Here is a 25834-nt window from a genome sequence, read left to right on the forward strand (position 1 = left end):
GGAAAGAGAAATGGCTTATGAAATATCACTTATTTCAATTTTAGAGGTTATCCTAACACTTATCATAGCTTTGTTCATAGGTGTTTTGATTCCTGGAATTGAAAGGAAATATGTTCAAGCAAGGATTCAACAAAGAATCGGGCCTCCAGTTACAAGTCCTGGGCTATGGGCATCAATAAAGTTCCTGTTCAAGGAGAACATAAAACCTAACTCTCCAGCACCAGGATTATATAAGGCAATGCCTATTCTTTGTTTCATTGCAGTATTAGCATTATTCTTGGCATTGATGCCAGAGAATTATCAGTTCATGGCTTTTGCTAGCTTAATAGCTATTGTTGGATTCTTAAAAGTTGAAGAAATCGCTTATGTTTTGATGGGTTCCTTATCCAAATCAGTAATGAGTATTAACTTAAGGTTCCCAGACCATGTAAAAGGTGCTGAAAGACAAGGATTGCTTGTATCATCCATTGAAGACATCAGTTCAAACAGATCACTCAGGATGATTATCTTTGGTTCATTCCCATTGTATTTGGCTTTATTCATACCTGCAGCATTATCCAAAAGCATTTACTTGGCGGATATTGTAGCTTATCAGCAAGCTAACGGTCCGTTCCTATTCACTTTAGCAGGTATTATCGGAACTGTAGTGTTCTTTATTGGATACATGATTCTATTGAATGAATATCCATTCTCCTACATCAAGGCTAAATCTGATGTAATTGAAGGGCCATATATGGAACTTGCTTCAAAATACCGTAGCTTTGTATACATAACCAGAGGATTCCTGATATTCACTTTAGGTTTAATGTACTGTGTACTGTTCTTAGGTGTTGCACCAGAACTGTTCTCACTTAAATTCATTGTATGCATTATTGTATCTGTCTTGCTTCCGGTCATTATGGCAATTGTCAGTGCATTCTCCCCAATATTCACCAACAGGCAATTATATCCTACAATATTGGTGACTTCTGCACTCGGAGTATTGGCTATGGTCATTGCATTATTCTAAATTTTAACGTGGTGATTTTATATGAAATTTGTAATCAGACCTTATCATATCATGAGTCTTGGAGGATACATTGTGGAATATGATTTCCCATACAGGGATTTGATTATTGTCAATGAAACCGCTGAAGAGATTAAGTTTGAGATTCCAGTATTTGATGGATCTTATATTGAAGAGTATGAAAAGTTAGGTCTTAAGGTCATTCCTGTCAGCGAACATGACAGTTATTTAAACTTATATAAGAAAGCGCATGCTGAATTAGATGCGTTAAAGGCTAAATTGGATTAATTGGGGATAAACTTCATATTTTCCTCATAAATAGAAATCTTTAAAAAAATTTTTATCTTCAATTAATCTTTTTTAGCATTTTATATTTTTGATTTTTATTTTGATTTTAAGATAATCTTTAAATAATTGAATATTTTAAGTATTATTAGGTAATATTATGAATAGTATTTCTTTAACAATTACAACTAAAGAAGAGAAAGGAGTTCTTGATGAGATAACCGACATTCTTTCAAGTCATGGAATCAATATTTCCTATGTTCATCTATACGTAAATGATGATGTCGGAACATTGAATCTTGAGCTTGATCATGTTGAGAAACTCGATGAATTAATCGAAGACTTAGAGTCTAAGGACTTTATTTTAGACATTGAAATTCATGGTTCCTTAAATGACATCTTCGGTAAAAGGGTTCTTATTTTCGGTGGGGGAGCTCAAGTATCTCAAGTTGCAGTTGGTGCTATTACAGAAGCAGATAGGCATAATATACGTGGAGAGCGTATAAGTGTGGATACTATTCCTTTAGTTGGCGAAGAGAATATTGCAGAAGCAGTTGATGCAGTAAACAGATTGCCTCGTGTTGGTGTGCTTGTTCTTGCAGGGTCCCTGATGGGCGGTAAGATCACTGAAACTGTAAGAAAGTTAAAGGAAAAGCATGAGGACTTGATTGTCATCACTTTGAATATGCCTGGAAGCGTAACAGATGAAGCTGATTTGATTGTTACAGATCCGATTCAGGCTGGCGTAATGGCTGTTATGGCAGTTGCAAGCACTGCAGTATTTGATGTAAAAAGATTAGCAAACAATAATAAGTTCTAATTATTTTTCTTATTCTTCTTTAACATAAGATTTATTAGTCTATTTGACTAATATTATTCTATACTTTTATTTTTGATATTTTATCAGGAATTCTTATTTTATTATTATATTTTATTTTATGGATGTGTTTTGAATTACTAGAAAGGAAAAGTTTGTACATGGTTTAAGGTTAGGTATTCCAATCACATTTGGATACATTCCAATGGGAATTGGATATGCCGCTTTAGCTATTAAGGCAGGGCTGACTCCATTTGAGACAGTTTCAATGTCTGTACTCATTTATGCAGGTGCCGGACAGATCATGATAGCGACCATGTTGTCTCAAGGGGCAACTCTTTTCAATATTGTCTTGACTTCATTTGTGCTTAATTTCAGATATTTTGTAATGAACACATGCATTTACAACAAGGTTGATGACGCTTCCCTTGCTGTAAGAATCCCTTCGTCACACCTTGCTGTTGATGAAGCCTTTGCAATGTTCATGCTAATGGAAGAGTCTTCAATATGGACTTATATAGGTCTTGCAGGAATTGCATGGCTCTCTTGGATTTTTGGAGCAATCATTGGTGTTATAGTCTTGAATGTGCTTCCTATAATTGTTGCTAACAGTTTCAATATTTCCTTATATGCTCTATTTGTAGCATTATTGGTTCCTGCAGTTAAGGAAAGCAAGGAATTGGCTATTTTAGTTGTAATAACCGCTATTTTAAATGTTGTATTGCAGTTTTTCATTGGAACTTGGTCATTGATTATTGCTATTCTTTTAGGTGCTCTCATTGGAATGTATATAGTTGATGATGATACTGTTTTAGGGGATGCCTATAAGACAGGTGATGAGACTTGTAGCAATAAGGAGGTGCAACAATGAATATTACTTTGCTTATTATTCTTTGTGCACTTGTTACCTTCATCCCAAGGGTAATTCCAGCAATCTTTATGGAAAGATTGAATTTCTCTCCAAAATTCGAGAAATTCTTGAATCTGATTCCATACACTGCACTTGCTGCACTTATTTGTCCTGGTGTCTTGACTGTAGACCCTAACTTATGGTACATAGGTCTAATTGGAGCGGTAATTGCAGGTGGACTCGCATGGAAAAAGGTACCTCTTGGAGCTATTGTTATTTTAACTGTGATTGTTTTAATTGCAGTTTACTTAATTGTGCCATTTTTCCCAGTTTTAATTTAATTCTTTTATTTTTTAAAGAATTCTTTTTTTACTTTTTTAATTTAATTCCATTTTTCAGCTATTGTCACATAGCTCTTTATATTCACAGTTTTCACACTTTTTCAATCCAGTTTTAACTGTAGGTATTTCACCGTTTTCAACTATCTTGTTCACACTGGTCAAGACTTTAAAAAAGCTTTTTCTTGCATCTGTATCTATTATTACAGCTCTTCTATCAGCTATTTTCAAGTAATCAATGTATGCCACTGTAACATATGTGTTGAATTCCTGTTCTATTAGGAGAGCATTGGCTATTGCTTCCATGAAATCACCATCCCAGACTCCATTTATTGGAGGATTTGATGATTTCAGTGATATTGGGAAGTAATTTCCCTTTTCTACTTCGATTTTATCGATAACTCCTATTAAATCTAAACCGATATCTCTTATTAGATAGTTATACATGCTGGTTGGAAAAAACAGGTTTTGGATTTCGCTTCCATCCTTATCAAGAACTTTCATGGATTGGGACACTTTTAGAGAAAGTATTTTGATATTTAGGTTTATTTCATTGATTAGTTCCCTTTTCAATTCATTTAGATTATCGTTCTCTTTCTCTTTCTTTTCTTCATCAATGAATTCTATCTCTTCATCCTTTTTCAAGTTGCTTTCATCTATATCTTCTTTCTCATTTATCTCTTCGATAATTTCAAATGTAGTTTTAACTTGATTGCTTATTCCAATTGAAAGTCTCTTTTCTATTTCATTCTCATTCATGTCCTTCTTTATGTGTCTTAAGTTTTTATGAAGAATGTCTTGTATGTCTATTCTAAGATCCTTTAATGTTTTTGAGATAAAATAATCCTCTTCCACATCTTCGTCAATATTGCTTTGGAAATACAATTTCAAAGGACAGAACATATAACTTTTGATTGTAGATACGCTTATCATATTTTTAACTCCATATTATTTCTGTGGATAAGTCTTTGTTTTTCATATAATAAATAATATGCAGTTATTTTTGATTATAATTTGTTAAAAATAGTTTATTTTATGAAATAATTGTAATTTTTGATTTTTATTAGAATTTGAGTGTTTTTAATTAATTTTTATATTAAGTTGAAAAATTGATTTTAGGTTGTAATTTTTTATACATTTTAATTACAAAAACGATTAATTAAAATGATGGTTGTTAATTGAACACTATTAATTTTAATTCATTTTTTAAAAATAGTTTAATTTATATTAAAATTATAAAAATAGTTTTGAATGTAGGTAGATAAATTAGTTAAAAATAGTAAATAATAAAAAATAAAATAAGAAATCCAGTTAAACTGGACTTTCTCTTAATTTGATTTAATTATGTACTGGACTCTCTCTAAGTTTAATATATTCATTTAAAGATTCTCTAGTAGTTCCAACAAGAATTCTATACTTTTCAAACTCTCCATTTTTAAGTACTTTTTCTATTTTTCCTCTTGCAACCACTTCTTCGCCATCGATGACTTCTCCAGCATAGGTGTGTGTTAGAGATGCTAACTCTGAGATTTCAATATCTGGTCCTTCAAGGATTTCAACATCTTCTATTGTGTATACTGCAGGATTGTCAAAAGCTCCTAATGCACTTTTGATTGTGCAGTTAACTTTCGCAAATCCTTCTGGTTCGTATACTGTATCTCCCCATGTACCTTCGATTTCGTCGTAGTTTCTTGTTGCTAAAATGTCGAATAAGGTTTCTCTGATGAGTCCTCTATTGCTTTTACGTTCTTCATACCAAGCGAACTCTTCTTTGGTTAGACTGTCATCTTTTATTCTCTTATCATATACAAAGTCCCAGAAATCATCATTGATTCTGTTTAGTGTGATTGACTTGTCTAACTCGTCTATGAAAACAGCTTTGTCCTTGTTATCCTTGTATGCCTTGATTGCATTTCTATGGTTTTCAAGGCCGTAGACTACAAAGTCAAGGTCTGAAGTTCCTGCCTTTTGAAGTCCTGGCAAGATTGATCCTGAGATTCCAAGGTCATCGTAATCGATTCCTGCTACGTAATGGAAGAAGTCTGAAAGGTCAAATAATTTGCTTAAGAGTTCCTCTTTATAGTCAAGTTCTTCACCATTTGTCACTTTAGTGTTGATTTCGTCATAATAGGTTTCTCTAAGCCCTTTCAATCTTTCTTCCGGCTTGATGATTCTTTCAACCTTATCTATAGGAACTCCCATCATTTCAACGTTTGTAACGTCACAGAAGTATAAGTAATCTGGGTGATTTTCTCTTAAATATGCATAAGCCTCTTCAGATCCAACTTTAGAATATCTGATTCCATCCTTTTCCCTATCTCCATTCTCATCAGGAATGTATCTTAAAAAGCAGATAATCCTGTCTTCAGGGTGAATGTAATTGGTTGAAGCAAATAATAATCCATCTGTACTTATGATAAAATCTCTTGTTCTTACGGTTTTTTTAGTTTTGTCCATTTTAATCCCTAAATGTAATTCTTAAATTATTTTTATTAATATTTATTATGTATTCTTATTATTAATAAAGTATAATAATTTTGTTTAATTTATTTGATTTTTAAGTAAATTTTTAAATACTTTTTAAGTTAATAAAAATTAAATCGATAATAATATTAACTATCAAAACCTATCTAATATTGTAGTTAGTTCTATGTCATTTTTTCAAATTTTTTATTTGGATTTCTAGAAAGTTTTTAACGATAAAAAGCTTGTATGAAGGAAATAATGGCATACGAGAACTTCCAACAAATCCATAATTTCAAAAATAGATTATGAATCGTTTATTATTGTAACGGCGTAATTATAGACTTTATTTCTATATTGTTAAATTGGATGTGAATCTATGAGGTTTTTCAGACTCTTATGAATCTAATAATCAATTGGATTTGTCATCTGGTTAATGGTATTTCCCAGAGTTCTATAACTTGATTGTTATGATATGATTCGTAATTTAGACCTGGAAGAATTATTAAATCCGGAGGTGTCGTAATGAAAGACAAAAACACTAAAAACTTGAGAAAATCTATGAATCGTGGTTCTGTAGAACATGAAACAAAAGTAGCTGATAATGAGGGCGAAATCATGACTCTTGCTAAAAAAGATGTCATTAGCATTCCTCCAACCAAGACCATTAAGGAAGCTGCTGAAATGATGATAGAACATGGATTCAGAAGATTACCAGTAACCCATCCTGGCTCAAATAAACTTTTGGGTATTGTAACTGCTATGGATATTCTTGACTTCCTTGGTGGAGGAAGCAAATTTGATATAATAGAAAAGAAACATGATGACAACTTCTTGGCAGCAATCAATGATCATGTAAAAGAGATTATGACAAGAGATGTTATTTCTATCAGTCCTAAATATTCTATTAGAGAAAGCGTAGATTTAATGACCGAAAACGGCATTGGATCCTTACCTATTGTAGATAAAGAAGAAAAGTTAGTGGGAATAGTCACTGAAAGAGATTTCGCATTAGCGCTTGCAGGTTCATTGACCAATGAAACTGTAGGTGATATCATGATTAAGGATGTTATCACTACCACTCCTGGAACTCCTATTGAAAGCTGTTCCAAAATTATGGTAAGAAATAACTTAAGAAGAATTCCTGTTGTTGAAGAAGATAAATTAATAGGAATTGTCACTTCAACCGATATCTTAAGATTCTTTGGTGATAAAGAAATGTTTGCTTCTATGACCTCTAATAGTGGTTTAGATGTTTTAAAAAGAAAAATTTCTGAAATCATTAAACCAAACATATTAGTAACTGAATCTAGTGTTAGATTAGGAGATTTATGTGAATTATTAGCTGAAAAGAACATTGGTGGTGTTCCTGTAGTTGATGATGATCAACTTGTAGGAATTGTCACTGAAAGAGATATTTTAAATACAGTTCTTAAAGAATAATTAGATTTATTTCTAATTGGATTATTAGTTAATTCCTTTTAAATAATCCATTTTCTTTAAGTATTTTTGTGATTGCTCTTCTTTATGAAGACCAATCAGGTAGCTATTGTTGAACTTTTAAGAGATAGCTATTGGTAGGTTAGTTTATATCTTTGATTAGATACGCTATAGATTATTGAAATCCAAATCGATCAATTCATTTGGATTCTTTCTAATAGCTATTTCATTGGATTTTATCGTTGGTGTTATTATGAAAATCAAAAATATAATGTCTGAAAATGTGGTATCTATTGATAAGAATTTAAACATATGTGATTGTCTAAGAATGATGTATAAGGATAACTTATCTAGAATACCAGTCACTAGTACCAATGAAAATAAAAAAGTTTTAGTCGGAATTATCTCAGAAAAAGATATAGCTAATAAGTTAGGCTCCGCTAAATATGGTAATATGGCTCCTTCACATTTCCACGTATCCACTGTAATGGTCAAGGACTTGATTACAGTTGATGAGGATGATGATGTGACTGAAGTGGCAAAAATCTTGATTGACAAGAATATCGGTGCCATTCCAGTTTTATCTGATGGTGAAATGGTTGGAATCGTAACTAAATCTGATTTCATATATTTATGCAAAGCTAAAGCATATGAAAAGATTTCAGTTAAGGATATTATGACAACAGATATTATTTCAATATCTGCAGATGATCGTTTAGTTCACGCAAGAAAAGTTATAATGGACTCAGGTGTCGGACGTTTATTACTTACTGAAGACAATGAGCTTGCAGGAATTATTACTTCAAAAGACATTGCAAAAGCATTTGTTTCATTCAGGAAACACACTCCTGACAAGTATCAATCCTCTCAAATCAAAGAGTTGATTGCAGGAGATTACATGTCTGCAAATGTGGAAACAATCTCACAATATGCAACAGTTCCACAGCTTGCTGATGCAATGTTGGAAACTGGTTATAATGGTTACCCTGTAGTTGATGATGAAGATCAAATTATAGGAATTGTAACTCAATCAGATTTGCTAAAATTGATTTATGAAATGGAAACCCAATAGAGACTGTTTCAAGATTGATTTTGGTTTTAAGCATAAGTTTTCTTATGCTTTATTTTTCTTTTTTCTATTTTTTATTTAAATTTTAATTAATTGTTCTTATTTTTCTATTTTGTACTATTTTTATGCATTATTTTGAATTTACTTAGGTTATTTAAGTTTTTTTACCATATTGCTTTTTATACTATGATTAATATATAAAAAATAGTAAATAAATATCATTTTTAAATTAAAATTATTTAACTGGAGTTTTATTATGATAAATGATAAAGTTGCATTTTTAGGACCTCAAGGAACATTCTCTCACGAAGCTGCATCATTGGTCAGTGACAATTTGATTTCCTACTGTTCAATACAGCAGGTGATGGGTGCTGTAGAAAGAGGGGAATGCGTATGCGGTATTGTACCGATTGAAAATTCTATTGAAGGTCCAGTTAGCTTGACTTTAGATTCCTTGATTCATAATTTTGACTTGAAGATCAAAAACGAGATTGTCATTCCAATCAACCATAATTTATTGGCTGCTAAGGAAATGACTGTAGATGAAGTGGAAAATGTCTATTCACATTCACAGGCTTTAGGCCAATGCCAGCCTTATTTGGAAAGGCATGGAATCACTGCTCATTATACATTAAGCACTGCTGCAGCTGCTAAAAGGGTTGCAGAAACCGGTGAAGATGCAGCTATTGGAACATTAAAGGCAGCGGAACTCTATGGATTGAAGGTTATTGATACAAACATTCAAGAGAATTTCAACAATGAAACCCGTTTTGTTGTTTTGGATAATGAGGATTCTCCAATCACTGGAAATGACAAGACTTCAATTTCATTTTCATTGTTTGAGGATAAGCCAGGGGGACTTTACGAACTTTTAGCTCTATTTGCAGAAAATGATGTAAACTTGACTAAAATTGAATCCAGACCTTCTAAAGAGGGATTAGGTCATTATATATTTTTCATAGATCTTGAAGGGCATAGATTGGATGATGATATAGGACGTATTTTAAAGCATTTAGAGGAAAACACTTCATTCTTTAAGATTTTAGGTTCTTATCCTGTATTTAGTGAAGATTTATTCAAATAATCTTCTATTAAATCTATTTTTATCCATTAGAATTTTTTTAAACTTCAATAATTTTTCAATATTTTTCTATTTTTTAACTTGCATTTAGTATAATTTATTAAATATAAACTTCATATATTAATAATATATAAATACATAAATATATAAAATGAAAAAAGTTTGATATTTTTAATGTATAATATTTATTTATTCAATCGATATAAGGAGTAAAAGTATGAATCCAGATAGAAAGAAACTTATGCAGATTTTAGATAATCTTCAAAGAGATTATGAAGCTGGTTTGATTTCTGAAGAGAAATACCTTTATTTATCTGACCAGTATAGGCATAAGATTGAAACTATTGAAGTTAGTGATAGAATTCGTGCGATGCAAGGAAAAGAAGAAACTCCTTCCTCAATCAGATCAAGACATGATGATTCTCAGAAGTATCGGGAAGAAAAGGAAAAGTTAGTTAGAAAATACATTCATAATCCTGAGACTTATACAGTATCAAAAAAAGAAGAGGAGTCTTCAACTACCAGTCCATGGTATATTGCATTGGCAGTTGTATTTTTGCTTGTGGCATTCGGTGCTGGAATTACTTTTGGAATGTCCAGCATAGGTTTAGATGGGGATGTTGGAAATATGCTATCTGCTAGTGCAACTATTAATGACACTGCTTTTCCTGAAGTCAAGGTAAACAAGTCTCTCAGTTACAATTATACAAAATCTTACTCAAATACCACTAAATATGGTTCTTCAGATGATGATTCAAGTTCTGATTCCTCAAGTTCCTCATCAGATAGTAGCTCAAGTTCTAGTTCTTCCAGTTCCTCAGGTTCTGGTGGCAGTTCTAGTAGTAGTTCTGGTGGTGGTTCTTCTAGTGGAGGATCTTCTGGCGGTTCTTCAGGAGGAGGTTCATCTGGTGGTGGCTCTTCTGGAGGTGGCTCTTCAGGTGGTAGTTCTGGAGGAACTGACGAGTAAATTTATTGATGGTGCTACTATTATTTTTTTGGAGTTATAATATGAAAAAAATTATTGGTATCGGATTAGTATTAATTATATTGATTGTAGGTGTTTCATTTTTCATAAATAATCCTATAGGCAATAATGATGGAGATGACCTTTCACAGCAATCAGTGGATTATTCAGAAAATGGAATATCATTATCAATGCCTGGGAATTGGGTTTCTGCAAAATCCAACTCTAATGAAACAGTTTTAGCGGTTGCAGACCCTGATGCAAAGGATTCCTCAGGTTTTAATAGTATTAATGTGAATATTGAAAAGAAATCAAATGCAAGATCCCTACAATCTGAATTCACTTCCAATTACAATACATTGGCTCGTAATTCTGATTTTAATATTTTATACATGGGTAATGTTTCATTCAATGGTGCAGCTGCTATGGAAGCGGATTACACTTCTGTAGCAAACAATCAAACAAAACAGCATAAAGCTATTTGGATTCAAAAGGAATCTGACATTTATGTTATCTTATGTTCTGCACCGGAATCTGAATTCGATAATGTTGTAGGCACTTTTGATTTCATTATTAACAGTGTTCAATTATAATAGTGATATTTGATAAAAATTCACTATTTTTATTTTTTTAGATTATTATAGACTATAAGATTTTAATTATTTGTTATTGCAAAATTTTAAATGTTTATTTAAATATTTTAGATGATTTATTACAAGATTTTAAATTTATTGAAGTGATTTTATGGAAATTGTTTTATGCGTTACTGGCAGTATTGCAGCAACCGAAACCATTAAGTTAGCAAGGGAATTTAGAAGGCAAGGCCATTCTGTTAAGGCATTCATGACTACAGAAGCTACTAAAATTATCCATCCAAATGCTTTAGAGTTTGCTACTGGCCAAGAAGTTGTATTGGAATTGACTGGAAAGATAGAGCATGTGAAATACTCTCAACAAGATTTGATTTTAGTTGCTCCAGCTACTGCAAATACCATTTCCAAATTTGCATATAAGATTTCTGACAATCCTGTTAACACCCTTTTGATAACTGCTCAAGGGCATGACGCCCCTATTGTCTTCGTTCCTTCAATGCATGATTCAATGTATGATGCAGTAAGTGAAAATGTTGAAAAGCTAAAAGGAGAAGGAATTAAGTTTGTCAATCCTCGCATTGATGAAGGAAAAGCCAAATTCCCAGCTATTGAAGATATAGTCCTTGAATCTGTAAGGGCGGTCAATTTGGATAGGGTAAATAAGGGCATTGCAGATGATGAAGTGTCTAATATTGCAGGTAAAAACATATTGATCAGTTTAGGGGGAACCTTTGAGGAAATCGATCCTATAAGAGGAATTTCCAATAGGTCTTCTGGAAGAATGGGTTTGGAATTGGCTAAGGAGGCATTCATCAGAGGCGCTAATTTAACTGTTTTAGCTGCACATCATGAAGTTTCAATTCCAAAGGCATTTAATATAGTTGATGCAGAATCCACTACACTTATGAATGAGAAAATAGATGAGTTGATTCCTGATTTTGATATTTTCATAGCTACCGCAGCTGTTTCTGACTTTACTCCAATCAGCAAGGAAGATTCCAAAATATCTTCATCCTACAATTTATCTTTAGAATTTGAGCCTGTTGCAAAAATCATACAAAGAATCAAAAAGATCAATGAAGACATATTCTTGATTGGATTCAAGGCGGAATACAACATTTCAGAAGAGAAAATGATTGATTGTGCTAAGACTCAAATGAGAGAAGCAGGAACTGATTTGGTTGTAGCAAATGATGTTTCCCATGATGGATGCGAATTTGGATCTGAAACCAATGAGGTAATCCTTGTAAGTGATGAAGTCAAAAAGGTTTCATTAAATTCCAAAAAAGAAATCTCCAAATCCATATTTGATGAGATCTCTAAAAAATTGAATTAATTTCAGACTTTAAAAGTTTGATTCAATTTTTCTTTTTCTCATTGCTATTTTTATTTTAATTTTTTATTTTTCAATTCTATTTTTTTTGGATGATCATATTCTCATTATTTTTTATTCGTTATATAATTTTTTTCTCATATTCTTCCTTGTTTTTCTATAAAAAATTTAAATATTTTTTCTTTATTTTTTTTTAATAGGATATTGTGCTCTTATTTAGATAATAATTAAAAAAAGTATTACTTCTTTATAAAAATTAGTAGTTCTTTCTTATTTTTGAAAATAAAGAAAAATTAGAAATATTTTTTAAAATTTTGATAAAAATTTAGTAAAAAAGAGTTAAAAATAGTTTATTTTGCAAAAAAAGTTCAATCCTCTAAGCTATTTAATTATGGAGTGTTTTTTATGAGTGAATTAACCTAGAGGATATTTTTATGAACTCTTTTTTTATTGCATTAGCAAATATATATTTGTAATATTCTTATATAAAAAGCTTTCAGTAGTAATACTTTTTTGAGATTGTTCGTTATTATGCTAAATTCTTATTTTTACTTAAAATTACTAATAATTATGTTAATTTATTCTTAGATTAATTTTTAAAATTGTATTAGTTTTATTTCTTATTTTCAGTAAATTTTAATCTATTTTTTTTAAAAAATCTAATGTATATTTCTCTTTTGAAATCAAATTTTTTGAAAAAAGTAATACTTATAAAATAAGGGTTTTTAGAGCTTAGAATTGATATCTATTCTTTTAAATTTCTTGAAATATCTTTATATAAAATATATGTTTTATTTTTTTGATGATTCTTTATATTTTTTGATAAAAATAATTATCTGAAAAGCTAAATTTTTATTTTATAATTTCAATAACAAAATGGTGGTTTCAGATTAAAATAGCAGTTATGTATGGTTTTTGAAAAATGTTTTTTATCAAAAATGAATATATGTTCTTTTAAAAAGATTTCTCCACAAGAAAAGCTATATGGTCCTTTTCATAAGGTTCTAATTTAATCTTTTCCAAAATGGAATAACCATTCTCTTTTATTTTTTTAGCTTCATCCTTGAATATTTTTTTAGGCTTTTGAATAACATCAATGCTTCTTGCTTTTATGGTAATAAGCCCTTGTCCATCTTCCTTTAGGAATAAATCCATATTGTCCATGAAGAGTTCGCTCTGTTTTTCCTGAGCCACATCACAGTAAACCAAGTCTGCTTTTTCCACTTTGTTCAAGTAATATTTAGGTTTGGTAGCATCTGCAAGGAGAGGCACGATATTGTTTCTTTTTTGTGATAATCTGACCAGTTTTTTCATGCTAACTGGTGAAAACTCTACAGCATAGATTAAGCCTTCATCGCAAATGTCAGATATGTGTGAAACAGTTGTTCCTGTGGAAGCGCCTAAGTATAATACTTTAGAATCATTGTTCAAGTCGAGCCTTTCCAATCCATTCAATAATGCTGCCGCTAATTTGGATCTTCTTGGATTCCAGATTCTGTACTCTTCATCTCCCTCTTGGATAAGTCTTTCATCATAGACTTTAATCCCTGGACGTAAGTTTCTGGTAGCTATTTCACCATCTTTGTAAAATATGTTCATTTTTTCACATCTTTATATGAATTTGATAATTTGGAATTTTAGATTTTTAGATTTTTAATATTGGAAAATTTAGGTTGCAATCAAAAGTCAATTGCTTATTTTCTTCTTTTCTTTTTATTCTTCTTGTTTTTCTTGCTTCCTTTATATTTCTTGCTTTTTCCTTTCCCTTTGTCCTTTTCGGCCTTTCTTTCCTTTGCCCTTTTTTGGCTTGTCTTTTTAGGGAATGGATTTTCCTTTTCGATTTGCTCAACTTTTTTAAGATAATCTTCAGCAATGCTTGGGTCATACTCTCCAGAGAACACATCCTTTCTCACAGCGAGTGTAATCTTCAAAGCTAAGTTTCTAGCTATTTTTCCTCTGTTCCACCATTTAGCGCCACGAACGCTTGGGTGTTGGAAGATCAATCCATGTTTTGGAGGACGTTCTCCAGTTTTCAAATGTCTGAATATTGCCTTTTCAGCACCCATTATTTGAATAACACTTGCCGGATAAGTTGCTAATCTTTTAATGCTTCCGATATGTGCAATTAATTTGGCGCCTAATGTGGACCCCAATAAGTCTCTTAAGTTTGGAGCAATAGATTCCATTTTAGAATCGATATAATTTTCAAGTTCCTTTCTTGACTTTTGAAGTGAATAGATGGATTCTGCAAAACTCTTTAACATGGCCAAATCGGATTCTTCAATGTCAGCACCTGTGCTTTCTTCAATTTCTTCACTGAAATGCTCATTGAAGTTTTCCAAAATATCCTCTCTGTTTTCACTTTCAGCAATTAGCTTTATGTAAGTCTCATTATTGCTTATTGTATCCATTTCAGGGAAATAGATTGTGTACCAGTCACGAATACGTTCAACCAATTTGCTGATTGATTCATCAATGTCATCTACAGAGTTAATTGCTTGGATCAATAGCTTGTCCTCTTCCTGTGAAGATTTTTTGATTTTGTGGATTGCAAGCTTTTCATAAATCTGAATGATTTCATCCTGACTTTTTGAAAATCCTATTTCTTCAAACACATTTTCAATATTGTTTCTTAAGTGTTCTCCACCTTTATTAGGAGTTTTCACTTCAATATTTCCATAATTTTCAAGTTCCTTGTATTGGGATTTCCTTTTGGTGGTTTCTATAATGATCTTATCTCCACTCTCTGAATTCAATTTCATTCCATTAATGAGTTCGATCTCTTCGTTTAATATCTCATTTTCCTCTATTTTAATGAGATTGGAAACCACTTCATCTTCTTTGAATAATTTATAATCAGCAATTTGAAGGTCTTCATCAAATGCAATAAATCCTGCAATACATTGTGTTATATAAAATTCCATAATCTTATTTTAATTTTTTTATCTAATATATTTTACATTATTTTAGATAATTTTTCCCCATTTTTGTAAAATTTTAAAAAATTTTCCTTTATTTTTCACTTTCAAATCAAATAATTATATATCATATAGTTTTCATATATTAAAATAGTATAAAATTATATTATAATTATAAAAATAATTATGAAAAATTATATTTATAATTAAAAGATTAAAACTTAATAATTTTAAGATCATATTTCAGATTTCATGTTTTTATTGGAGGTTATTCATGTTAAAAACTAAGTTATGTGGTGTCAGGTTAAAGAATCCATTGATGCTTGCAGCAGGAGTATTGGGGAGCCATGCATCTTCCCTTAATTGGATTTTAAAATCTGGTGCTGGTGCAGTTGTATCCAAATCATTTTCAAAGGAACCTAATGATGGTTATAAGAATCCCACTACAGTTGCTGTAGAGGGAGGAATCATTAATGCTATTGGTCTTTCAAGTCCTGGAGTTGAAGCTTTCATCGATGAATTGGAAAGGGTTGATCGCATAAAGGGCAAGTCAATCGCTTCAATTTATGGTGCAACTCCTGATGAGTTTGCATATGTTGCAGGAAAGGTAGAGGACTTGGTGGATATGATTGAATTGAATGTGTCCTGTCCTCATGCAATGGAAGGTTATGGTGCATCCATTGGACAAAACCCTGAATTGACTAAAAATGTTGTAAAGGCAGTCAAGGATGCTGTTGATGTGCCTATTCTTGCAAAATTGACTCCAAATGTAACTGACATTTCAGAAATTGCAGTTGCAGCTGAAGAAGCTGGAGCAGATGGATTGACATTGATCAATTCCTTAGGTCCTGGAATGAAAATTGATATTGTAACTGGAAATCCAATACTTGCAAACAAGTTTGGTGGAATGAGTGGGCCTGCAATTAAGCCAATAGCTGTTCGTTGCGTTTATGATGCATTTGCCGCAACTGACATTCCAATTGTTGGTGTTGGTGGAATACGCAATTATGCTGATGTTATAGAGTTCCTCTATGCAGGTGCAAGTGCTGTTCAAATCGGAACTTCAATCATGTATGAAGGTCCTGAAATATTCGGAAGGATTACAAGTGATTTGGAAGAGTTTATAGAGGAAAGTGAATTTGATTCAATTAATGATATGGTGGGCTTTGCTCATAAGGAGCCATAGTTTTAGTGGGTGATAGAATGAATGTACCTCAAGTTTTAGAGATTAAAAAGATTATAGAAGAGACTCCTACAATCAAGACTTTCATTTTTGATTGGACTATGGTTGGTGAAAATATTCCAACTCCTGGTCAATTTGTAATGGTTTGGAATTTCAAGGATGAAAAGCCAATGTCCATTTCCTACATCGATGTCGGCAAGGGCGAGCTTGGAATAACAGTTAAAAAAGTTGGAGAGTTTACTGAAAACTTGCATACACTTAAGGAAGGTGACAAGTTAGGTCTTAGAGGTCCGTATGGAAACGGGTTTGACACCGATTTAAAGGGCATGAGAGTTTTAGCTATTGGTGGTGGAGTTGGAATGGCTCCTATAGCTTCATTCACTGAAGCTGCATTGAAAAATAAGGCTCAAGTGGATGTTGTTTGTGCAGCACAAACCAAGGATGAGCTATTGTTCGATGAACGTTTAAAAGCTAAAGGTGCAAAGGTTTATACTTGCACTGATGACGGATCATGTGGGTTTAAAGGATTCGCAACTCATAGGGTATTGCAATTGATTGAGCATAAGGAGTATGACTGGGCTGTTGTATGTGGTCCTGAAGTTATGATGAGACCATTGTATGGTAGCTTAGAATCCAATATGATTGAAGGTGAATACTCTATGGAACGTTATATGAAATGCGCTATAGGTGTTTGCGGTCAATGCTGTGTAGACAATACCGGTTGGAGAATATGTGCTGAAGGGCCTGTTTTCTCATCTGATCAGGTTTCTGAAATCGTTGAGTTCGGTAAATTCCATAGAACTGCATCTGGAATGAAAGAGTATTTCTAAATCAATTAACGTTTCAATATTATTTAATTTAAAAAAATATTAACAATAATTTATTTAATGATAACATGTTTAATCTTAGTGAAAGCAAATATGGCCTACATATAATGATTATAATAATTTTCTTATTATTGTCATTATTTACAGTCATGCCGGTATTGAATATGATTTTGCTTGGAGCAATGATTGCTTATGGTATCACACCAGTTGCCAATAGGATTCAATCAAAAATCAAGATCACTTCAATTTCAATATTCCTGGCGATAATAGTGGTAATCATTCCATTGATACTATTGTTCATATACGTATTTTGGGAAACAGCAGTTTTTGCGAATATGTTTTTCGCTTCCCATAATCTTTCTGTAAGTTCCGGGATTGATTTGAATTTGGCTATTAACACATTTGTCCAAGCATTGCCTGTGGAACTTCAAGGATTAGTTAAACCTTACTTAGGGCTATTGACTAGTGGAGTGCATGAAGCCTTAACTTACATATTCAATTATGCCATAAGGTTCATAAGGAATTTTTCAGATGTGCTGGTTCAATTGTTTGTCCTAATCTGTTCCATTTATTATTTCACTCGTGATGGCGATAAGGTTATGGAATATATTTTCGTATTCATTCCAAAAGAGCATAGGGCTTTCTTTGAAAGAACCTTGGATGATGTTGCAAATGTTCTAAAATCCATCTTCTATGGTCATTTCCTGACAGCTATTGTTATCGGTGTTATGGGAGGTATAGGTTATTATCTCTTAGGATATAAGTTTGCATTGTTTTTAGGAATCATTACAGGTATTGCACAGCTGATTCCTATCTTCGGTCCATGGATAGTTTATTGGGCATTGGCAATCTATGCATTCTTTGTTGCTGGAGACATAGTTCAAGGAATCCTTACAATATTATGGGGATTCGTATTAAGCTTGAGTGATATGTACATTCGTCCAATGCTTGCAAGCAATTATGCTGACATGCCTTCCTTAATCCTTTTGGTTGGATTTATGGCAGGACCTTATGTATTTGGAATTGTTGGTTTCATATTGGGTCCTTTGATTTTGGGAATTGCATATGCAGTTATCAAGTCCCTTAAGGAAGAGTTGGAAAAGGATAAATTAGAGAGAGAAATTGGAAAATAATGAATCTGATAATTATTAATTATTATAAAAAATTAGGTCGATAGGATGGTAAAAAGAAATATTGTTCTTTTAGACATTGATTATATCACTCATGATGAAAAGCCCGTCGTGAGATTATTCGGTAAGGTGAAGGGAGAAAAATCCAATGACTTGATTGCATTGGATGACAGTTTTGTCCCTTATTTGTATATTTTGCCTGTAAATGATATTGATGAATGTATGAAGGATTTAGTAGAACTTGAAAAGGAAGAGGAATTGGAGTTTACAAAAATTGAAAAAGTCCTTAAAAAGGATTTCCAAGTTCCTACCGAATTCATTAAAATCAGCTTTAACCATCCTCAAGATGTTCCTAAATACAGAGACAAGATTTGGGATTTGGACTCTGTAAAACAGCTTAGGGAACATGACATTCCATTCTATAGAAGATATCTTATTGACAATGGTTTGGTTCCTATGGCTGAATTGGAGTTAGAAGGGGAAATTATTGACTCATTTGAAACCATAGACAGTGATAATGATTCCCTTGAAATCCTTAAATTGAATGAAGCTCCTAAAACTGCAAACACTGATTTCCAAGAGTTCAGGATGATGAGCTTTGACTTGGAAGTTAGAAACCCTCATGGAATGCCTAATCCTGATGAGGATGAAATAATCATGATTGGAATCGACAGCAATGTAGGAGTTAGAAAAGTCATTTCCACTAAAGGTGATGAGTTTGAGCATGACCCTGAAATGTACTTTATAGAAAAGGTTGACTCTGAAAAGGAAATGATCGAATCTTTCATCAAGACTGTCAAGGAAAACAATATTGACATTATCATAGGGTATAACTCTGATGTCTTTGACTTCCCTTACCTTAAGGATAGAGCAAAGATATGGGGCCTTGATTTGGATTTAGGTGTTGATGGATCAAGCATCAAGTTCATTAGAAGAGGCTACAATAATGCAGCTACATTCAAAGGACTTCTTCATGTTGACTTGTACTTGGTAATGAGAAGATACATGTCTCTTGACAGATACACTTTAGAGAGAGTATACTTTGAGTTCTTTGGAGAGGAAAAGATAGATGTTCCTGGAGACAGGATTTATGAATTCTGGGACAATGGAGGCAAGGAACTTAAGAACCTGTTCAAGTATTCCTTGGATGATGTCGTATCCACATTGAAGATTGCTCAGGAAACATTGCCTTTGAATTTGGAACTTACCCGTATAGTAGGACAGCCTTTTGTTGATGTAACCCGTATGGCAACCGGTCAACAAGCTGAGTGGTATTTGGTTAGAAAAGCTTATGAAGTTGATGAGGTTGTGCCGAATAAGCCTAACATGACTATGAAAAACATCAAGGAGAGAGGCAGCAACTCCGGAGGTTATGTGAAAGAGCCAGAAATTGGTTTGCATGAGAATTTGGTTCAGTTCGACTTCAAGAGTCTGTACCCTACTTTAATCATTTCAAAAAACATTTCTCCAGATGTTTTGGTACATGACAATTCATCTTATAATGCCAAATTTGAAGACTTTGAAGATTATGAAACTGGCTATGATGAAATAGATAATCTTAAGGAAGAGGAAATCTCTTCTGCGATAGATGATGATGAGGAATATTATATTTCACCAGAACACTTCTTCAAGTTCAAGAAAGAGCCTCAAGGATTTATTCCTTCAGCTTTAGAGGATATTCTTAATGAAAGGTTTGCTGTTAAGAATAGGATGAAGGCAACTGATGATCCAATCCTGAAAAAGAGTTTGGATGTTCAGCAGCAAGCATTGAAACGTTTGGCAAATACAATGTATGGAGTTTATGGATTCTTGAGATTCCGTTGGTATTCATTTGAATGTGCCCAATCAATTACTGCTTGGGGACGTCAGCATATTAAAAAGGCAATGAAAGAAGCGGAAGATTATGGTTTCAAGGCAATTTATGCAGATACTGATGGTTTCTATGCAAAGTATGTGCCTGAAATGAAAAAGGAATAGAAATTTAAATTTTATCAAAATAAAAATTATATTAAATCTATTAAAATTTTATTAAATCTATAAAAATTTATTAAATTTATTAAAAATTTATAATCTATTAAAATTTTATTAAATCTATAAAAATTATATTAAATTTATTAAAATTTTATATAATTTCTATTAAAAATTAAAAATCACATTTATTGAATAATTAATTATAATAATTTAAAGGAAGTATGATTATGGAAGAGAAAATTGCTTTGGCAGCATGTAGCGGTATGAGTCCTAACGGTTTGGTTGCAAGAGTTGCAGTTCATGACTTAGCTATTGATGATGTGGAAATCTTATCCATTTGTATGGGTTCAACTTCTGCAAATGTCACTGGCTTTAAAAGAATGCTTGACAAATATCCTATTTTAGCTATTAATGGCTGTGAAGGAAACTGTGTTGGAAAAATACTAGAGCAAAAGGGTATTGAAATTGTCGATGAACTTAATGTTGGAGACATTTTAGCTGAAACTGAGCATAAGGCAAATGATGCTGCAAGATTGGATGAAGAAGGGGAAATCTGTGTTTCAATAGTGAAGGAAGTTATTGAAAACAAGATCAAAGAAATTGAATTAGAATAATTTTTATAATTTTCTTAATTTGATTTTAGATAATTTCTTAATTATTTTAGATAATTTTCTTATTCATTTCCTAATATTTCTAAAAGGTGATTTTATGGTAAAGCCAGTCAAGATTCATGATAATAATTTATGGGATAAGTTTGTCAGTGACAGTGAGCAATATTTTGCAGTTTTAAGCCCTGGAACCAAAGTTGCATTCTTTGTTGGTGAGACTGACAAGAATTTCCTCCTCATTGAAAGAACAGAAGGAGCTATTGATTCCAAATTCAATGTAAACAGTTCACTTAATATGATGGAAACAGATTTGTTCTTTACAATTGCTGAAGATGATGCATCTGAACTTTTGGATGATGCAAGCAAACTTTCAAATTTCATTAAGGAAGGCAAGTTAGGAATATTCTGTTTAGTTGATGATGTGGTCATGGCAGAAAAAGGGCTTGATAAATTATTGAATAATTTAGGATTTGCACCATCTTGTGCAATTTAATTTTTTTAATTTTTTATTAAAAAATTTATTTTCTATTTTTTTTAAAATTTTTTTACAATATTTTTTAATTGATTTTTTAAATTTTAATTTTTTCAAAAATTTCACTTTTCTATTCTTTCAAAATATCCAATTCAATTATTTTCTAAAAAATTTCACTTTTCATTTTTTCAAAAAATAATTTTTTCATTTTTTCATTATTTTCTCATTTCTCATCTGTGTGATGTAGATTATCAATTATCAAAATTTACAATATGTTTCATACTTTCAGTATTTTTAATATATGATCAATTATTTTAATAGTTTTTAATCTTAACTATCTTTTAATGAACTTTTATTATAAAAATTTTCACATGTCGTAGAAAGTTAAATTTTTAGTATTTTTTTCATAAAAATTTTTATAAAAATCAGTGAAAAATGAAATTTAAGTTTTCAATTTTTTTAAAATTATTAAATTTAAAAAATTTTTAAAAATAGTAGATTAGAAATTTATAAAAAAATCAGTTAATGAAAAATGTAAAAAGTAAAAATAGTAAAATAGTAAAATAGTAAAAAAGAATAAAAAAAGAAAAAAAGTTAGATCTATTCAGTTAAGTAACTGTCTAAATCTATATTTTCAGCATCACAAATGGTTTTTAATGTTTCATAGAGTTTTTCATCTATTTCTAAACCATTCTTCTCATTTTCAGCAATTCTTTTTACTTCGAGATCTCCTGGGATGAAAGTGTTTCCGGATTCTCTGATTTCTGTGACGAATTCTTCCACTTGCTCTTTGAATGCGTCAATTGAAACGAATTTTTCAGGATTGATTGCAACAAACAAGTCTCCTTTGTTACAGTCTTCCTTATAGTCTCCTGCAGTACCGGTTACTTTAGTACCAAATGCAGCGTTTACTAAAGGGCCTGTCATAATTTCAATCATAAAGCTTAAAGCGTATCCCTTAACTCCACCGAATGGAAGGATAGAACCTTCTAATGCAGCTTCAGGATCAGTGGTTGGATTTCCATCCTTGTCAATTGCAGTGTTTGGAGGGATTTCCTCACCTTTTCTTTTAGCTTCCAATAATTTTCCTCTTGCGCTTACAGAAGTTGCCATATCTACAGCAATATAAGTTTCAGAAGGGATACCAATAGCTATTGGGTTAGTTCCAAGAATAGCTTTTTTACCACCTAAAGGAGCTACTCCAGGTTCAGTGTTACAAATTACAATACCAATCATGTCATTTCTAATAGCTAAGTCAGAGTAATAACCGGTTATTCCAAAGTGGTTTGAGTTGAATGTACCAACTGCAGCAATACCAGTTTCCTTTGCCTTATTGATTGCCATCATCATTGCTTCATGTGCAATGTATTGTCCGAATAAGCTTTTTCCATCAATGAGTGCAATGGAATCCTCATCTTTGACAATTTCATAATCTCCTTTGGTTTCAATGAAACCGTTATTGATTCCTCTAATGTATTGTGGGAATCTTCCAAGTCCATGTGAAGTGAAACCTTTTAAATCAGAGTCTAAAGTTGCTTCAGTAATGATCTTTGCATGATCTTCTTGCACTCCAATGTTGATTAAGATTTCATTTACAAGTTTTCTTTCATTTTCAACACTAATTCTCATATTTTCCCTCCTTAATGATTGGCATTTGTTGAAATATCTTTGTAATTATTAATTTATTTATAATTAATTTCTAATTTATTTTTAAAATTATTATTGGAATTTTATGTATTTTTATTTTCTTTTTTGTTCTTTTTTGCATTGAATTAATATTCAATTACAGTTCCTTCAAATGTTTTTACAGTAATCTTTTCTTCAGCAGTTACTGTTCCTACAATTTGTGCTTCAATGTTTTCATTCAATGCTTCTACAACAGCATCTGCTTCTTCTGGGCTTGCAATGACACAAAATCCTACACCCATATTGAAAACCTTATACATTTCCTCTAAAGGAACTCCTTGTTCATAAATCAATTTAAAGATGTCTTGTGGTTCTGGATAATCGGTAATGTCAAATCCGATTCCTTTTTTAAGTCTTGAAAGGTTGTTTACTCCACCACCAGTCATATGAGCAAGACCTTTAATGTTAAAGTCATGTTTTAAAAGGTCAACAATTGATTTAACATACAATTGGGTTGGTTTCAATAATTCTTCTCCGATAGTGGTTTCGCCATTAGGCATTTTGTCGTTAACATCAAATCCACCTTCTTCAAAGATTGCTCTTCTAGCTAAACTTAAACCATTACTGTGAATACCGCTACTTCTAAGACCGATTAATACATCACCCTCTTGGATATCTGCACCAGTTATGATTTTATCCTTGTCTACAAAACCGATACCGGTTCCTGCTAAGTCAAAGTCTTTTACAATTCCTGGAAGGGAAGCGGTTTCTCCACCAATGATTGCGATTTGAGATTCTTTTGCCCCTTGGACAAGACCGTCTGCAATTTCTTCAGCTACTTTTGGGTCTGGTTCTTCAACTGCTAAGTAGTCAACTAATGCGATTGGTTCTGCACCTACACAAAGGATATCGTTTACTACCATTGCAATCATGTCAATTCCAACAGTATCATATTTTTCCATCATTTTTGCAACTAATATTTTACTTCCTACACCATCAGTACTCATAGCAATAGCCTTATCGCCGAGTTCAACTAATGCTGCAAAGTGTCCACTGTCAGTAATAATATTTCTGTATTCTAATGTTGGCTGCAATTTTGAAGCTAATTTGGAAACGGTTAATGCTTCAAGGTCAATGTCAACACCAGATTCTGAGTAAGTAACCATAAAATTCACCTAATAATAATTTCTATAATTTTTTATTTTTCAAAGTTTTATTTTAATAGGCTATTATTAACAATTAAATAATAGCTAACATTATAATATTTGTTTTAGCTATTATTTATATTATATTAATTATTTAGAATAATTAATGGTAAAATTGAATTAAAAATTAAAAAAAAATAAATTTTAGTTTTAAATATGAAATATTTAAAAAAATATTTAAAAAATTTTTAAATAAAATATTTTAAAAAAAATATTTTACAAATATTTAAAATTATTGAAGTCTGGTTGCTTCAAGAATAAGTGGAGTTTTGGTCTCTACCTTATAACTTCTGTGAATGCTTGAAGCTAAGTCAACAGTTTTATATGGGTCTCCGTGACAAGTGATGATCTTATCCGGTCTTGGGTGCAATCTTTTTGCAAATTCCATCAATTGTCTTCTGTTGGAGTGACCACTGAATCCTTCAATGGTTTTAACATCCATTTTAACATTGTAGATTCTTTTTTTACCTGTTTCATCTTCCAATGGGATTTCCTTGTGTCCTTTTTGGATTTTTCTACCAAGGGATCCTTCTGATTGGTAACCTACGAAAACAATGGAATTGTTCTTGTCTTCACATAACCATTTGAAGTACTCAACAGAGTTTCCACCAGTCATCATACCAGATGTTGAAAGGATAATTGATGGTTCTCCTTCTACAATCTGTTTTCTTTCAGCATTGTTTTGAACCTTATTGAATGATTCTGCAATAAATGGATTTCTTCCCATATGGAAAATTTGATCCCTTAAGTCTTTGCTTAAGTATTCAGGTCTTGCAGTGTGCACTGCAGTTGCTTCCCAGATCATACCATCAAGATGGATTGGCACTTCTTCAACCATTCCATGGCGCATGTACTCTTCAAGCACAATCATCAATTCTTGTGCTCTTCCTACTGCAAATACAGGAACCAATACTTTTCCGCCACGTTTTAATGTTTTGTAGATGGTCTTCATCAATTCTTTTTCTGCATTGTTTCTTGATGGGGTAACATCTTCGTGTCCACCATATGTACTTTCCATAATGCAGCTTTCCACTCTAGGGAATCTTGTGGTTGCAGGTTCCAAGAGTCTGCTTCTTTCGTATTTGAAGTCTCCAGTGTAGAGCAAGTTATGTGCACCGTCACCAATGTGGAAGTGGCACATAGCGGAACCTAAAATGTGACCTGCATTATGCAAGGTCAATTTGATGTCTGGAGATATATCTGTTACTACTCCATAGTCAAGAGTGATTGTGTGCTTGATCATCTTTTGCACATGCTTTACATTAAATGGAAGTGGGTTGTTTTCCCTATGTGCAATGTCAATGTAATCCAATTGCAATAAGGTCATCAAGTCTCTTGTTGCAGAGGTACAGTATACAGGACCTTCGTATCCATAGTGGTAAAGGTAAGGAATGAATCCACAGTGGTCCAAGTGAGCGTGAGACACTACAACTGCATCAAGGTCTTGAATTGAAAACTCAGGAACTCCAAGCATTGGGAATGAACTTTTTTCATCTTGCCCTGCTACGTTTACTCCACAATCAAGCAACACTCTACTGTTTGGAGTTTGAAGTAACATGCAGGAACGCCCTACCTCTTTAAATCCTCCCATAGCGGTTAATCTGGTCCAATCATTATCATATTTTCCGCCTTGGTGGATTCTTGCACCTAAAGTC

General features: G+C 32.2%; 24 protein-coding genes. 17 read left to right on the plus strand and 7 right to left on the minus strand.

Features of this window, described 5'->3' with window-relative positions:
- Positions 1–10 precede the first annotated feature (10 nt).
- From ACJMLB_RS02665 to ACJMLB_RS02685, 5 genes are all read left to right on the plus strand, one after another.
- A complete protein-coding gene (locus tag ACJMLB_RS02665) occupies positions 11–1009 on the plus strand; it encodes a respiratory chain complex I subunit 1 family protein (protein ID WP_405323419.1) in 999 nt (332 codons plus the stop codon).
- Between the two features lie 21 nt (positions 1010–1030).
- On the plus strand, positions 1031–1294 hold the full coding sequence (gene ehbP / locus ACJMLB_RS02670) for an energy-converting hydrogenase B subunit EhbP (RefSeq protein WP_405305623.1): 264 nt from the start codon (positions 1031–1033) through the stop codon (positions 1292–1294).
- Between the two features lie 157 nt (positions 1295–1451).
- Positions 1452–2111, plus strand: a complete 660-nt coding sequence (locus ACJMLB_RS02675; protein WP_405323422.1) for a DUF5612 domain-containing protein — start codon at positions 1452–1454, stop codon at positions 2109–2111.
- Positions 2112–2292: 181 nt separating this feature from the next.
- Positions 2293–2979, plus strand: coding sequence for an AzlC family ABC transporter permease (locus ACJMLB_RS02680; protein WP_405323446.1), 687 nt, complete (start codon positions 2293–2295; stop codon positions 2977–2979).
- Positions 2976–3299 (plus strand): AzlD domain-containing protein, encoded by a 324-nt coding sequence (locus ACJMLB_RS02685; protein ID WP_405323425.1) that lies wholly within the window; start codon positions 2976–2978, stop codon positions 3297–3299. Before ACJMLB_RS02680 ends, ACJMLB_RS02685 begins: the two co-directional genes overlap by 4 nt.
- Before the next feature lie 54 nt (positions 3300–3353).
- Here ACJMLB_RS02685 and ACJMLB_RS02690 read toward each other — a convergent pair whose 3' ends face one another.
- Together ACJMLB_RS02690 and ACJMLB_RS02695 are read right to left on the minus strand one after the other, a co-directional pair.
- Positions 3354–4229 (minus strand): Dna2/Cas4 domain-containing protein, encoded by an 876-nt coding sequence (locus ACJMLB_RS02690; RefSeq protein WP_405323427.1) that lies wholly within the window; start codon positions 4227–4229, stop codon positions 3354–3356.
- 405 nt (positions 4230–4634) lie between these two features.
- Positions 4635–5753 (minus strand): DNA polymerase subunit beta, encoded by a 1119-nt coding sequence (locus ACJMLB_RS02695; protein WP_405323429.1) that lies wholly within the window; start codon positions 5751–5753, stop codon positions 4635–4637.
- A 531-nt stretch (positions 5754–6284) separates the two neighbouring features.
- Here ACJMLB_RS02695 and ACJMLB_RS02700 point away from each other — a divergent pair.
- The 6 genes from ACJMLB_RS02700 (at position 6285) to coaBC (ending at position 12242) form a co-directional block, all read left to right on the plus strand.
- Positions 6285–7202, plus strand: coding sequence for a CBS domain-containing protein (locus ACJMLB_RS02700; RefSeq protein ID WP_405323432.1), 918 nt, complete (start codon positions 6285–6287; stop codon positions 7200–7202).
- Between the two features lie 250 nt (positions 7203–7452).
- The gene (locus ACJMLB_RS02705) at positions 7453–8271 is read left to right on the plus strand and encodes an HPP family protein (protein WP_405288609.1); all 819 of its coding nucleotides are present in this window, start codon (positions 7453–7455) and stop codon (positions 8269–8271) included.
- Positions 8272–8524: 253 nt separating this feature from the next.
- A complete protein-coding gene (gene pheA / locus ACJMLB_RS02710) occupies positions 8525–9352 on the plus strand; it encodes a prephenate dehydratase (RefSeq protein ID WP_295605959.1) in 828 nt (275 codons plus the stop codon).
- Positions 9353–9566: 214 nt separating this feature from the next.
- A complete protein-coding gene (locus ACJMLB_RS02715; RefSeq protein ID WP_295605961.1) occupies positions 9567–10316 on the plus strand; it encodes a hypothetical protein in 750 nt (249 codons plus the stop codon).
- A 41-nt stretch (positions 10317–10357) separates the two neighbouring features.
- Entirely contained in the window at positions 10358–10906 is a 549-nt protein-coding gene (locus ACJMLB_RS02720; RefSeq protein WP_295605963.1) for a PsbP-related protein, read from the plus strand.
- Positions 10907–11057: 151 nt separating this feature from the next.
- Complete coding sequence (coaBC, locus tag ACJMLB_RS02725) at positions 11058–12242, plus strand: bifunctional phosphopantothenoylcysteine decarboxylase/phosphopantothenate--cysteine ligase CoaBC (protein ID WP_295605965.1); 1185 nt, start codon at positions 11058–11060, stop codon at positions 12240–12242.
- 951 nt (positions 12243–13193) lie between these two features.
- Here coaBC and ACJMLB_RS02730 read toward each other — a convergent pair.
- Positions 13194–13838: a fibrillarin-like rRNA/tRNA 2'-O-methyltransferase gene (locus ACJMLB_RS02730; RefSeq protein ID WP_405305627.1), complete on the minus strand. Its 645-nt coding sequence runs from the start codon at positions 13836–13838 to the stop codon at positions 13194–13196.
- A gap of 95 nt (positions 13839–13933) precedes the next feature.
- Positions 13934–15163, minus strand: a complete 1230-nt coding sequence (locus tag ACJMLB_RS02735) for an NOP5/NOP56 family protein (RefSeq protein ID WP_296855689.1) — start codon at positions 15161–15163, stop codon at positions 13934–13936.
- A gap of 268 nt (positions 15164–15431) precedes the next feature.
- On the opposite strand from ACJMLB_RS02735, the gene ACJMLB_RS02740 reads away from it, so the two are divergent.
- The 6 genes from ACJMLB_RS02740 to ACJMLB_RS02765 all read left to right on the plus strand — a co-directional run bounded on the left by ACJMLB_RS02740 (position 15432) and on the right by ACJMLB_RS02765 (position 21369).
- On the plus strand, positions 15432–16343 hold the full coding sequence (locus ACJMLB_RS02740) for a dihydroorotate dehydrogenase (protein ID WP_295605970.1): 912 nt from the start codon (positions 15432–15434) through the stop codon (positions 16341–16343).
- Between the two features lie 17 nt (positions 16344–16360).
- Positions 16361–17170, plus strand: a complete 810-nt coding sequence (locus tag ACJMLB_RS02745) for a dihydroorotate dehydrogenase electron transfer subunit (protein WP_295605972.1) — start codon at positions 16361–16363, stop codon at positions 17168–17170.
- Between the two features lie 65 nt (positions 17171–17235).
- Positions 17236–18300: an AI-2E family transporter gene (locus ACJMLB_RS02750; protein ID WP_295605974.1), complete on the plus strand. Its 1065-nt coding sequence runs from the start codon at positions 17236–17238 to the stop codon at positions 18298–18300.
- A 45-nt stretch (positions 18301–18345) separates the two neighbouring features.
- Positions 18346–20274: a DNA-directed DNA polymerase gene (locus tag ACJMLB_RS02755; RefSeq protein ID WP_295605976.1), complete on the plus strand. Its 1929-nt coding sequence runs from the start codon at positions 18346–18348 to the stop codon at positions 20272–20274.
- 221 nt (positions 20275–20495) lie between these two features.
- Positions 20496–20882, plus strand: a complete 387-nt coding sequence (locus ACJMLB_RS02760) for a putative zinc-binding protein (protein ID WP_295605978.1) — start codon at positions 20496–20498, stop codon at positions 20880–20882.
- A gap of 94 nt (positions 20883–20976) precedes the next feature.
- A complete protein-coding gene (locus ACJMLB_RS02765; RefSeq protein ID WP_295605980.1) occupies positions 20977–21369 on the plus strand; it encodes a hypothetical protein in 393 nt (130 codons plus the stop codon).
- 579 nt (positions 21370–21948) lie between these two features.
- On the opposite strand, the gene comC is transcribed toward ACJMLB_RS02765, so the two are convergent.
- From comC to ACJMLB_RS02780, 3 genes are all read right to left on the minus strand, one after another.
- Positions 21949–22977, minus strand: coding sequence for an L-sulfolactate dehydrogenase (gene comC, locus ACJMLB_RS02770; RefSeq protein WP_295605982.1), 1029 nt, complete (start codon positions 22975–22977; stop codon positions 21949–21951).
- Positions 22978–23120: 143 nt separating this feature from the next.
- The gene (gene purM, locus ACJMLB_RS02775; RefSeq protein ID WP_296869120.1) at positions 23121–24140 is read right to left on the minus strand and encodes a phosphoribosylformylglycinamidine cyclo-ligase; all 1020 of its coding nucleotides are present in this window, start codon (positions 24138–24140) and stop codon (positions 23121–23123) included.
- 271 nt (positions 24141–24411) lie between these two features.
- On the minus strand, positions 24412–25834 hold a 1423-nt coding region (locus ACJMLB_RS02780; RefSeq protein ID WP_405323440.1), incomplete at its 5' end, for a beta-CASP ribonuclease aCPSF1.

The sequence above is a fragment of the Methanobrevibacter sp. genome (assembly GCF_045114555.1).
Lineage (GTDB): Archaea > Methanobacteriota > Methanobacteria > Methanobacteriales > Methanobacteriaceae > Methanobrevibacter.